At 47.4% G+C, this 12720-nt stretch carries 12 protein-coding genes; 5 read left to right on the forward strand and 7 right to left on the reverse strand.

Annotation, left to right across the window (positions count from 1 at the left end):
* Nucleotides 1–92: 92 nt before the first annotated feature.
* On the reverse strand, nt 93–1577 hold the full coding sequence (locus tag MKY92_RS24215) for a PLP-dependent aminotransferase family protein (protein ID WP_339297927.1): 1485 nt from the start codon (nt 1575–1577) through the stop codon (nt 93–95).
* A 130-nt stretch (nt 1578–1707) separates the two neighbouring features.
* On the opposite strand from MKY92_RS24215, the gene MKY92_RS24220 reads away from it, so the two are divergent.
* The 3 genes from MKY92_RS24220 (at nt 1708) to MKY92_RS24230 (ending at nt 4193) form a co-directional block, all read left to right on the forward strand.
* Nucleotides 1708–2325 carry a pyridoxamine 5'-phosphate oxidase family protein gene (locus MKY92_RS24220; RefSeq protein WP_339297928.1) on the forward strand — a complete coding sequence of 206 codons (618 nt, stop codon included), beginning with the start codon at nt 1708–1710 and terminating at the stop codon, nt 2323–2325.
* Between the two features lie 178 nt (nt 2326–2503).
* Nucleotides 2504–3802: an aminotransferase class I/II-fold pyridoxal phosphate-dependent enzyme gene (locus MKY92_RS24225; protein WP_339301901.1), complete on the forward strand. Its 1299-nt coding sequence runs from the start codon at nt 2504–2506 to the stop codon at nt 3800–3802.
* Nucleotides 3803–4064: 262 nt separating this feature from the next.
* Nucleotides 4065–4193, forward strand: a complete 129-nt coding sequence (locus MKY92_RS24230) for a hypothetical protein (protein ID WP_017692471.1) — start codon at nt 4065–4067, stop codon at nt 4191–4193.
* A gap of 165 nt (nt 4194–4358) precedes the next feature.
* Here MKY92_RS24230 and MKY92_RS24235 read toward each other — a convergent pair whose 3' ends face one another.
* From MKY92_RS24235 to MKY92_RS24255, 5 genes are all read right to left on the reverse strand, one after another.
* Nucleotides 4359–5576, reverse strand: a complete 1218-nt coding sequence (locus MKY92_RS24235; RefSeq protein WP_339297929.1) for an ABC transporter permease — start codon at nt 5574–5576, stop codon at nt 4359–4361.
* 2 nt (nt 5577–5578) lie between these two features.
* On the reverse strand, nt 5579–6331 hold the full coding sequence (locus MKY92_RS24240) for an ABC transporter ATP-binding protein (protein WP_036605802.1): 753 nt from the start codon (nt 6329–6331) through the stop codon (nt 5579–5581).
* A 27-nt stretch (nt 6332–6358) separates the two neighbouring features.
* Nucleotides 6359–7732 (reverse strand): DEAD/DEAH box helicase, encoded by a 1374-nt coding sequence (locus MKY92_RS24245; RefSeq protein ID WP_339297930.1) that lies wholly within the window; start codon nt 7730–7732, stop codon nt 6359–6361.
* 212 nt (nt 7733–7944) lie between these two features.
* Nucleotides 7945–8718: an SDR family oxidoreductase gene (locus tag MKY92_RS24250; protein ID WP_339297931.1), complete on the reverse strand. Its 774-nt coding sequence runs from the start codon at nt 8716–8718 to the stop codon at nt 7945–7947.
* A 56-nt stretch (nt 8719–8774) separates the two neighbouring features.
* Nucleotides 8775–9233 (reverse strand): chemotaxis protein CheX, encoded by a 459-nt coding sequence (locus tag MKY92_RS24255; RefSeq protein ID WP_036605799.1) that lies wholly within the window; start codon nt 9231–9233, stop codon nt 8775–8777.
* A gap of 456 nt (nt 9234–9689) precedes the next feature.
* On the opposite strand from MKY92_RS24255, the gene MKY92_RS24260 reads away from it, so the two are divergent.
* The gene (locus MKY92_RS24260) at nt 9690–10592 is read left to right on the forward strand and encodes a LysR family transcriptional regulator (RefSeq protein ID WP_036605798.1); all 903 of its coding nucleotides are present in this window, start codon (nt 9690–9692) and stop codon (nt 10590–10592) included.
* 30 nt (nt 10593–10622) lie between these two features.
* Complete coding sequence (locus MKY92_RS24265; protein ID WP_339297932.1) at nt 10623–11432, forward strand: histidinol-phosphatase; 810 nt, start codon at nt 10623–10625, stop codon at nt 11430–11432.
* 487 nt (nt 11433–11919) lie between these two features.
* Here the strand turns inward: MKY92_RS24265 and MKY92_RS24270 are convergent, their stop codons facing one another.
* Nucleotides 11920–12552, reverse strand: a complete 633-nt coding sequence (locus MKY92_RS24270; RefSeq protein WP_339297933.1) for a GNAT family N-acetyltransferase — start codon at nt 12550–12552, stop codon at nt 11920–11922.
* Nucleotides 12553–12720: the final 168 nt, after the last annotated feature.

A 12720-nucleotide genomic window follows, 5' to 3' on the forward strand; every position in this document is an offset into this window, starting at 1 on the left:
TTTCAGTATCTTGCATCATGCTATACAGCTTGCTCATATATGATCTCTGCTCTTACAGGAGCGAAATGTCTTATCCCATTATACAGCGGAATTCACCGAAACGAAAATGTGCACTTCTCCCAGGCTAACCGCATTCGCCGGATTCCCTCTGTCATCTCTTCTTTCTCCAGATGTGCAAAAGCAAAACAGGCCGCCGGATGACCTGAAGTCAGCCGATATCGCTCTGCATCACGAAACAGTATGCCATCCTCCTCAACAAGCTTTTTAAATCGCTGATAACTGTCCACATCGCCATTCCAGGTAGCGTAGATATGCAGTCCTGCATCACCAAGCTGCATCGTGAATGCTTCCGGTAACTGTAGCTGCATCTCTCGGACAAAAAAATCATGCCGTTCACCGTATAACCGGGTTAACCGTCGTAAGTGCCTCAGGTAACCTCCTCTGGTCATAAATTTTGCCAGTGCGCGCTGCTCTAACAGCGCCGGAGGTACCGGTTCATACAGCGCCTTGGCGGCAAGGAGAGGTACTACCAGGCCAGGCGGCAGTACGGCATAACCAAGTCGGAACGAAGCAACCATCGTTTGTGAGAAAGAACCAACGTAGATGACACGCTGTTCACGATCAAGCACTTTGAGGGGTTCAATGGGTCTTCCGCCCCATCGGAATTCACTGTCATAATCATCTTCAATGATGACCGCATTCCGCTTCGAGGCCCAAGCAAGCAAGGCACGTCTTCTGTCCAATCCCAGCACGGCCCCTGTTGGAAACTGCCGGGTAGGGGTGACAAATAACGTCTGTGCCTCCCAAGGCTGAGGAATAATGCCTGCGGCATCCACCTCTGCCGGGATGATATGCCCACCACAGGACTTGACGGCATGGGCAATGCCCGGGTAACCCGGATTCTCCAATACAACTGCTGTATTCTCCGTAATCAGCAATTGAGATAGTAAGGTGATGCCTTGCATTGAACCACTGAATAATACAATCTGAGAGGGTTCAGCCTGAATACCACGTGTCCATCTGAGATGGGAGGCGATGGCCTCACGCAGCTCCGGATCACCGGCTACACCGCTCGATTCTCGCCAACCACTGCGATGAACCGCAGCGAGTGCACTCTTCCACTCCCCTAACGGGAAATGTTCGGCAGGCATGCGCTGCATTTGAAAATTAATGACGGACGGCTTCGGTGAAGACATCTGCGTCCGCAGGACTTCATGTTGCGTATTCAACCTCTGTACTCGTTCGCCCCAGGCAGACAGCTTGAGAACGGCTTCCTGTTTTTCATTTTCTTGAGTGGATAATGTTTCGGTTACATATGTACCTCTTCCCCGATGTGCATGGACATAACCATCCGCAAGCAGCATGTCGTATACCTGAGCTACCGAACCACGTGACATCTCATATTGCTTTGCCAACTCACGGGTGGAAGGAAGTCTCGTACCTCCCACCAATGTGCCTGCATGAATGGCATCACGTAACGCATGGTACAATGCCTCATACTTGTATCGATGCTGAAGTTCATAGGTATCCATCGGCAGCCACAATTCCATCATGCACCTCTCTTCATTTGTCTTCATTATGTGATCCCCGACTAATTGGCCTACTAAAGTGAATGTAAATTGGATCTATTTCATTGTCAATGTATGAATTATTGTTATCCATAAGATATGGCGTTCTATTATACATTTCAATGATGGGGGAATACACATGAGACGGAAAGAATTCACAGTAGATGAAGAACAGGAAATTACCACATTTCTGGATCAGTGCTCCTTCGGGTTTCTGGGAACGGTCAGCCCGGACGGACAACCACGGGTTACACCGCTGAATTTCGTATATATGGACGGTTGCTTTTATTTCCACGGCAGTCTGGCTGGCGAGAAGATGAAACAGATCAAGCAGGATTCGTCGGTCAGTTTCACGGTGGCTGAAGAGTTCTCCCTGATTCCATCCTACTTTAGTGATCCTGAGCTTGCTTGTCCGGCGACTTCTTTCTTCAAAAGTGTTATGGCCTTTGGTCAGGCTGAACCGGTTAAAGATCTGGACATCAAAGGTAAGGTATTACAACGATTCATGGAGAAACTCCAGCCGCAAGGCGGATATGTACCCATTGATGCTACTGACTCGCGTTACACAGGCAACCTCAAAGCTGTAGCCGTTGTAAGAATCATCCCCGAACGAGTCACTGCCAAATTTAAATTCGGACAAAATTGGTCCATTGAACGCTTGGATCATATCAGTGGTCAACTGGAACAACGCAATGAGGGACGAGATGCCGAAACTGCTGAAATGATGCGGAAATACTGTCCATTTCATCAGCAATAAGTTTCATTTCTTGAGGATTACTCCAAGGTTAAATTCAACGATAACCCACCCGAAAACCCTCTGCAACAACGCGGTAAAGTGATATAACTGTCATATTGCGTAATTTCCGTGACGGGGGCATGTCAAGGTGATATAATGTTAGGCAGTTGAATCACAAAGACTTGGAAGGATGAAAAGAATGAATCCACTGGCTGAACAGTTGAACGAAAGTATTCAGACAGGCAGCAGTCACGTCTACTCCATGCTGTCACAGCTTGGCAAAGAAATTTATTTTCCTAAAGAGGGGATTTTGAGTCAATCTGCTGAAGCAGCAAGCTTGGCCAAGACCCATAATGCCACGATTGGTATCGCCCTGGAGGGTGGTGTGCCGATGCATCTTCAGGTTATTCAAGAGAAGCTGTCTGCATTCCAACCAAAGGATCTGTATCCTTACGCTCCACCTGCAGGCAAACCTGAATTGCGGACCGTTTGGAGAGACAAGATGCTGAAGGAAACGCCTTCTCTGGAAGGCAAAACGTTTGGCAATCCGATTGTAACCAATGCATTAACCCATGGACTAAGTATCGTAGCCGACCTGTTCGCCGATGAAGGGGACGCTGTCATATATCCGGATAAAAACTGGGAAAATTACGAGCTGACCTTCGGAATTCGCCGTCATGGCCAGTTGGTTCATTATCCCCTGTTCGATGATCAGTTGAACTTCAACAGTGATGGTCTGCTTCAGGCTTTGCTTGATCAAAAGGACAAAGGTAAAGCGATCGTTCTGCTCAACTTCCCGAATAACCCTACAGGTTATACGCCTGGAGCCGAAGAAGCAGATTCAATTGTGAACACGATTCGTCAGGCAGCTGAAGCCGGCGTTAACGTGGTTGCTGTAACAGATGATGCGTACTTTGGACTGTTCTTCGAAGATTCCATTCATGAATCCCTGTTTGGCAAACTTGCCAACATACATCCACGTGTGTTGACTGTAAAAGTGGATGGTGCAACCAAGGAAGAGTTTGTATGGGGCTTCCGCGTTGGTTTCATTACGTATGCTCATGAAGATGCAGCCGTTCTGCATGCATTGGAACAAAAAACACTTGGTATTATCCGGGCAACGATCTCCAGTGGCCCGCATCCTTCCCAGACTTTTGTACTGGATGCGCTCAAAGCACCGGAGTTTGAAGCACAGAAACAGGAGAAGTTCGAGATTATGAAAGGCCGCGCCAATAAGGTAAAAGCCATTCTCGATAGCGGCAAGTATCGAGATGCATGGGACTATTATCCGTTCAACTCCGGTTACTTCATGTGCCTGAAGCTGAAAGAAGTTGGCGCTGAAGAACTTCGAAGCCATTTGCTGCACCAATATGGTGTGGGTACAATCGCGCTGGGTGAATCGGATCTTCGAATCGCCTTCTCCTGTATTGAAGAATCCGGATTGGAAGATCTGTATGAAACCATCTATCGTGGAGTTCAGGATCTGCGGACGAGTTAGTTAAAACAGATCTGAACCCTAAATGATATAAGAACCCTCTGTATGCCGGGACGACGTTACATGTCTCCGAATATATAGAGGGTTCTTTTGGTTCTTTTTGTGTTTTACAACTCGCCAGATATCACTGCTACACCCGGACAGCTGCCCAAAAGCTCGAAATTCTGGCTTTACCGGGCATCGGCCCAATCAGCCTACCCCCACGGCACATAATATACGATGTACGCAAGGGCGTGCCAAACAACCACTTGAAAGGGGAATGACCATGTCTGGAGTTGAAGATACAAGAGGCGGTTATGGATGCGGCGGTTACGGCGGAGGATTTACAAACACAGGTGCCATTCTCGTTCTATTCATCTTGCTCGTGATTATCACTAAATCGTTCCTCTGTTAGTACCAATACACACTTGCGCGAGAACCAAGTGATCTGATTGCAGCAGTAAGAAGGGTATTCCGGGACACAGCCCGGAATACCCTTCTTTGTTGGTTGAAGAATAACCACCGTCCACCTCGAACCACCATCTTGGCTGGCGAGAGGTAGGAAGGTACGGTCTCTTGTTTACTCGTCTTCTTCTTCCTTCAACCACTTGTTACCTTGCGAACGCCGCATGATTACAATGACCAGTATGCCCAATACGAGCGCCACTCCGGTGATGCTTAGTCCGCTCACTCCGGCAACTAGCATAGGCAGCCACATGAGCAATGCAGCCAGTGCATGTAGATGGAATATGAATCCCAACACCTGAGAACGACGACTCTCGCCCGAGATTGGATAGATCATAATCCAGAACGATTCACTATGACTGCGACGCAGCGCACCAAGCTGTACACCTGCAAGCAACAGGAAGAACAGATACACCCCGACACCAAAGTAGCTGCCTGCTGTCCACCAGGATAGTAACATGCCCAGTACAACTAGGCGTAACACGATTGAGAACACTTCGGTTCGAACAAACGTTTTGGTGATCAAGTAACGGTAAGCTTTCCCTGCATTCCAGGGAAGACCACTCCCCAATTTGCTAAGCCAGCGACGCGAACTTACTTTCTGTCCGGATGAAGGTACATCCACAAACCAGCCAAGCGTCCGCATAACCCTGCCAGCCTGACCCTGCTCTACCTGAATCAGTCGTTCCCACGCTACCCGATGTTTCACCGGTATACGCAGGGCGACGATGTAGACCACAGCCAGCAACAGCAGGAACCAGACGCTGCGCTGCGGTGGTTGCCATAACCAGGCGCCAACCGCCAGCACTGCCAGAGCCCATCGCAAGAGACGATATCCTCTTGCTGCCCCAACCTGAACCATTCTTAGCTCTTGCCATGCTCCATAACTGGACAACCCTTTCCACAGCAGCAGGAACACGATGAACCAGCCAAATGATCGTGCATCCAGATCTGCTCTGACATAGAGCGGCCACAGTGTAACAAACACAAGCAGCAAGCCCAGAGTTTTATAGATGATGCCCCGGGCAAAGCTATTCTTCAAATATTCCTGCATCCGGTATTCCTGTGGTCGCAGGAATACAATATCTGCCGGAAGCAGATATGTACGATAACTGCTAAACAGCACTAGCGGTGCCAGCAGCAGCAATGCAATCCAGCGAATCGGAAATTCCGCCGGAATGTTCTGGACAAATGATGTATACCAGGCGGAGAACGCAATGACGAGAAATAAAAAGACCATAGCTACACCGCTCTGGATCACATAACCCAGATAAGGAAGAATTCCGTTCCAGAATCCTGTGCGTCTTTGCTTCCATAGCAGCTTGAGATCCATGCTCAATCCCTGCCTTGTACGAGGGAATAGAACATGTGCTCCAGCGTGGCATCCGATTCCCCGAATTGGGAGCGCAGTTCATTCAGCGTCCCTTGAGCGATGACTTGCCCACGGTGCAGAACGATAAAACGGTCACAGTAATTTTCAATCGTGGACAGAATGTGTGAACTGAGCAGGATGGATGATCCCGAAGCTTTCATCTCCAGCATAAAATCAAGCAAAGAACGAATACCCAGCGGGTCCAACCCCAGGAAGGGCTCATCAATGATGTACAGTGGTGGTCCTGCCACAAAAGCACACATGATCATGACCTTTTGTCTCATCCCCTTGGACAGGTGAGTCGACAGACTTGTACTTTTCTCATTCATACGGAACAGTTCCAGCAGTTTCTCCGTACGTTGTTTGAAATCAGCCTCCGACACATTGTACGCTCTTGCCGTAAACTCCAAGTGCTCCATCACCGTCATCTCATCATACAGTTCGGGTGATTCCGGCACAAATGCCATAGCCGATTGGTAGATCTGCGCATCCTCGTCCCGTTTCTTGCCCATCACTCGCACTTCGCCCTGTTGAGGTGTCATCAAGCCGAGGATGTGTTTCATGGTTGTGCTTTTGCCAGCACCGTTTAAGCCGATTAGTCCGACCATCTCTCCACGTCCAACTTCCAGGTCGATGCCGTGAAGGACCGGCCGTTTGGCACTATAACCTCCGCTTAACCCGCTGATTTGCAGAACAGGCGATTGAACGTTTTCCATCTATCCCTGCACCCCTTTCGTCAGATTCTATTCTTCGGAGCGTGGCGTTTTATCTTTACTCCACTTGGGTGCTCCTTTGTTTTTACGATCCTGGTCGCGCTCCGTGCGGCCTGTATTACCCGTTGGTTTGTTACCTACCGGACGCGAATTGGAGATTGTAGCTCTGGTTCCCCCATTACGATTGCCCTGCCCTGGTTTGCGATCTCTGGATTGTCCTGGTTTTCTGGAGAACGAATGTCCCTCAGGCCGCGTGTCCGGACGCGGGTCAGCTTCCAGTACTTTACCGCCAAAGAGTACACGTTCTGACAGTTCGATTCCGAGTTCGCGTGCGAATTTACGCATAATAAAGATCTGTGTTTCATCCACAATGGACAAAACGATACCCGAGCGTCCCATCCGGCCTGTACGACCTGCACGGTGAACATAGTGCTCCGAGTCAAAGGCAGGGTCATAGTTAATGACCATTGGCAAGCCTTCGATATCCAGTCCTCTGGCAGCAACTTCGCTGGCAATTAGCAACTGAAGTTTGCCATTACGGAAGGCAGACAATACGTTACTGCGGGTCACCTTGTCAGCATCTCCATACAGCGCAGCAGCGGACAAGCCCAGATGATTCATTTTTGCTTCAACTTCACCAATATCCTCAGTTGCATTCACAAATACGATTGCCCGATCCGGATTGTACTGTCTGACCAGACGACGCAGCATGTCAATTTTGTTCCGGTTTTCTTCTACAAAATAATAATGCTCAAGGCCCGCAGCCGTAGCTCGATCCGGTTCAATTCCGATCTGCACAGGCTCTTTCATCTCACGCTTTGCGAGTCCAGCTGTATGCTCATCAATGGTTGCTGACAGGAAAATCAGCTGACGGTCCCGCAATGCGCTCTTGAGTACAAAATTCACGTCACTTACGCCGCCAAGTTGGAACACTTGGTCCGCTTCATCGATAACAATCGTAGAGACGTTGTGCATTTTCAGTTTTTTGAGTGTAATCAATTCCTTCAGTCGTCCCGGTGTACCCACAACCAATTGTGGATGCTCACGCAGCTTCTCGATCTGACGTTTAGCCGCTGCGCCTCCAATTAGACCCAATACGCCAATCTTACGTTCTTCCGCATAACGCTGCGCTTCACGTACAATTTGCATCGCCAGCTCTTGCGTAGGTGCAATAATGAGTTTCTGCGTACCTTTGATATCCATTTTGATGGATTGTAACAGTGGCAGCAGATATGCCAGCGTTTTTCCTGTTCCCGTCTGGGATTTGGATACGACATCTCGGCCTTCCAAAATAACCGGGATCGTCTGAGCCTGTACAGGTGAAGGTTCGTTAATGCCATGTTTCGCCAAAACGGCCTCCAGATCCTGTTCCACGCCAATTGAAGCAAATGTTTGATTCGTCATGTATGTCCATCCTTTTAATTTATTCATTTTGATGCTAGCCTTGCTTGTACGGATATAAAACCGAAGCCTGTCATCACATTACCTTTCATTATATGCGAAAAAAGCCCGTGTACCAAATCTTATTCCAGAATTGTATGTATACACGCCAAAAAAAAGAAAAGCCCCTCGGCGGAGCCTTTCTTTCATTCCGTATATGATGCCTCGTATCACATTTACTTCTGATTCATTACACCGTGCGACAATCGATCTGCAAGACGAGGAAATAGCTGGTACAACCATATGCCAGCAGAAGCAAGTTTTGGCAGATTCACTTCTTCCTTGCGCTTTTTCATCGCCCGAATCATATGACCCGCAACGTCTTCCGGTTTCAACATCATCCAGCGTACATTATTCACATAATTGCCAGAAGGGTCAGCCCGATGGAAAAATGGTGTATCAATCGGACCCGGATTAATCGTTGTCACCAGGATGCCAGTCTTGCGAAGCTCCTGACGCAGCGCATTACTAAATCCGAGTACAGCATGTTTCGTAGCTGTATAGGCAGCGGATTTGGCTGTACCGATTTTGCCAGCCATGGAGGCCACGTTCACAATCTGACCTTTGCCACGTTCCAGCATTTGTGGAAGCACTGCTTTGGTGCAGCGGACAATGCCCATGTAATTAACGTCCATCATCTCATCGAATTCCTGTACAGACATCTCTGTCATCGCTGCGAATTTCCCGTAACCTGCATTGTTTAGCAAAATGTCGATTCGTCCGTATTTATGCAATATCGCATCCACAGCTACCTGAACCTGCTCACTATCCGTAACATCAAGTGTGAGTAATTCATGCGGCCCTTTCAGCGAGGCACCAATCTCTTCCAGCTTGTCCCGTGAACGGGCAGCCAGAATTGGGATGGCTCCTTCTTCTATCAGCATCTGCGCACACAGCGCACCGATACCACTCGATGCACCTGTGATAAACACTACCTGATCTTTCAGCATACCCGATGTCCTCCCGTATTGAACACATATTGCCTCTTGAGGCGTATGGTTCTATTCTACGAGATCATGACCTGAATATCCATCTCACCAATGCCGTCCATCAGCAAAGGAATGCTCAGTGCTTTCGTTGCACTAAATGTAGTCAGATGTTCGGACTTCATTACTTGTGGAGGTGTAATATCGACCACAACACCCTGGTTTGACAGGATCGTGCTGGCATTACCACTGATCATATTACCCAGTTCGGAAATCGCACTTTTGCTCATTTCATCCATTTCTGTAATGACAAACCCACCCATCATCGCAGATACAATTTTCAATGCAACTTGTTCATTAATTCCAAATACAATGTTTCCGCTAAGTTGTCCGGTCATTCCGATCACGATCCAGACATGGTCTGCAATGTACTCTACATTTTTCACGCCAAGACTCCCGGTGGAAGGCGAAACCTGGATGAGCTGTTCAAATACGTTCCGTGCCGATTCCAGGAAAGGATTAATCACTTCCGCTTTCACTGTCTATGTCCCCCTCGCACTGGGTTATTGGTCACACACCAAAAGTCCCATATTCATTAAATTTATTATACTTTATCACGTACAAGAATTCATTAAGAATTCGTTAAACCATGTGTACTATAATTTATCGTCATCCGTGGGGCAAATGTTTATAGCTGATTCTAGCGAATAAACAGCGCTTTTCACTTCTTTTGAAGAAAGCTTTTCGTTCATTGTGCGTGGCAAAAGGTATTTAGGACTTTATTACTGTTTCTCGCAACTGTTAAAAAAATCAAAATCTTGTGTTCGCGTTTTTTTCACAGTCTCTTGAACTACTTTTGATCCTGATAATTACCTTCATTGCTCTGCTGTCCTGAATCACCTATAATTTAAGATAACGGAACAATAACCAGTTACGGGATTACATCACACCAAACACTACATAATCAAGATACTTTGCCTGCAAGGAGGTCACCTATGAACATAAGCCAACTGGAGACACTAATTACCATTTCCAAAACGATGAGCTTCCGCAAAGCGGGAGAACTTCTGAACCTGACCCAGCCTGCCGTCTCGGCCCAGATCAAAAGTCTGGAGGACGAATTCAGCACCGTTCTTGTGGATCGGAACCAACCCGTTACCCTGACAGACCGTGGACAGGTATTCCTGGAGCACGCTGAACGGATGCTCGACATCGTTGATGAGTTGAAACAAAAATTGTCCGATCTCGATGAAACGCCTCAGGGACGTATCGTGTTAGGCACAACAACTTCCATTGCTATTCAGATCTTGCCAAGGGTGTTATCCTATTTCCAAGATCAATTCCCGCTGATCAAAACCAGTATCCAGTCCCTTCCTTCATCACAGATCTATACCCAGGTCGAAAATGGCCTGGTTGATATTGGTATCGGTTATCTCACGGAGCGTAATCCCAACCTGAATACATCTGTGCTGTACTATGACACATTTGAACTCGTCGTATCTCCTTCCCATCCGCTGGCGAAGAAAAAACATGCTGCAGTGGATGTGCTCCGGAGTACACCATTGATTCTGCTGTCCCCTGATACAGTAGGACGAAGGTTTACAGAAACGATCTTCAAGAAACATAATATTGAACCTAATATTGTAATGGAGTTGTCGAGCAGCGAAGAAGTGAAACGCATGGTCGAGATTGATCTCGGGGCAGCTGTCATCTCCAAACAATCTGTTGCGCATGAGTTGCGTCAAGGTACATTGCGAATGATACCCTTAAGTGAGCTGGAGGTCAGTCATCCTGTTGGTGTCATCTATAAGTCCAGTCGATACCTTAACTCAGCGATGCAGCAATTCATAAGTGACCTCAAAGGTATGCCGGAAACCCAATTCATCAGTTCAGAATGACAATGAGCCATGAGAAAGGAAGGATTCCATATGAAATTTGATCTTCATACACATCATTTTCGTTGTGGTCACGCAGACGGCAACATCCGCGATTATATAGAGGCAGGTATTAAGGCAGGACTTCAGGCCATCGGTATCTCGGATCATACGCCGTACTTTGGCAGTGAGCTTGAGCAGGCATTTCCCCGGATCGCAATGGGCAAGTCGGAATTGCAGCATTATGTGGAAGAAGTCCTTGCTTTGAAAGAAGAGTACGCTGGTAAAATCGATGTGCTGCTCGGCATTGAATCCGACTACTTCCCTGCTTATGCAGAATTGTACCGTACCACACTGGGACAGTATCCTTTTGACTATATTATTGGTTCAGTTCATCATACCGAGGATGTGAGTATCTTCAACAAAACCCGGTGGAATGGACTAAGCAATGCTCGCAAAGTTGAAGTGAAAGAGAGTTATTATACATTAATCCGGGAATCGGCTCGCAGCGGTATGTTCCAGATTCTCGGACACATTGATGCGATGAAAGGAAACTATCCACCTTTCTCCGAAATTATCGCTGATCAGGCCATTGATGAAACGTTGCAGGTCATTGCAGAATCCAACGTAGCGATCGAAATTAACACATCTGGCAAAACCAAACTCAGCGGTGGCTGGTACCCGTCAGATGCCATTTTGGAACGCGCCCATCATTATGGGGTGAAGGTGACATTTGGATCGGACGCTCATAAACCACAGCGCGTTGCAGACGAGCTGGATGACGTTCGTACACGTCTCAAGGAGATCGGATTCACCGACTGGGTATACTTCAAGCAGAAACAGATGCAGGTTGTACCACTGTAATAAATATAGGACCACATAGAAACCCCCACAGCGTTAACAAGCGCAGTGGGGGTTTTGGGTTTAATTCTAAATAAAAAAATATTATATAAAGTTAAACTACATATTTACACGATAACGGAGAGGACAGAAATAACCAGAAGAAACGAAGTGTTCGCCTAAAAGCTTTCTGAAAGAAAGCTGCATCGGAAGCATACGCTATCAACGGATTTTCCCTTTTCAAAAGGGAATCAAAAAATCTGGGGATAACAGCGATCGGAAGGTTATTCTGTCATCGGAGTGGCCAGTGTAAATAATCCACAGTTAACTTATATGGGCAAAAAAAAATGAACCCGCTCGCGCGGGTCCCAACAGCATTATCTATTATCAAAAAGGGGGTCATGAGATAAGTTTACCCCCTGTCTGTTAGAGTTCAATTGCAGCTATATTTCAATTGTGTAACAAATGATTGAAGTTCGATTCATTCACGTTTGACTACTCTTACTCTATGTCATTGCGGCTTGTCAGATACCAGGGTTTGCAGATCTTTTTCCTGAAGCGGGCGGGCGTATTGTTCCCGGTACATACTGTACACTTTGACATCCATCAGGGATTCTGATCCCTCGTCATCCTCATCATGCAGTCCGAACGAGGGAAGACTCCGCTCATAGGACATCCCTATTTTGCTTAGCACCCGTTGTGAAGATACATTGGCCTCATAACAACGTGCTTCCACCCTCTCCAGATGAAGATCGTCAAATCCAAACTGCAGCAGCCGCTGTACCGCCTCGGTAGCCACACCCCTGCCCCAACAGGACCTGTTCAGGATATAACCAATCTGTGCGGTACCATTCTGATCATTCCAGTGCTGGAATGAGGTGATCCCAATCACTTGTTCCTTGCCTCTCCAGCAGATCCCATAATGTAACGAATCCAGCTTGGCACTGCTGCTCCGTATCTGGTTCAATAACCGTCTCGCCCTGATTGGCGTGGACTGGCTTCCCCTATTCACATATCTTATGACTTGAGGATCGGAAAAGAGTTCCGATAATGTACTGTAATCACTTTGACGTAATGATCGCAGGACAAGCCGCTCTGTCCACAAAGCCGGCAGACCTTGAACCAGCATTTTTCGGGTAAGCATGACAATCGCTCCTTTTGCCTAAACGGGCTCTAGTCCGGTAAGACAAGCATGCTCTGATGATGATCCGGCGTAATACCATTTGAACTGATCCACGAACTTTAGTATTCGCATTTTAGTATTAATATATTGCATCATTCGATTCCTGACGCTAAAGAGCCCAGATGCTGA

Origin of the sequence: Paenibacillus sp. FSL R5-0623, from assembly GCF_037974265.1 — a bacterium.
GTDB lineage: Bacteria > Bacillota > Bacilli > Paenibacillales > Paenibacillaceae > Paenibacillus.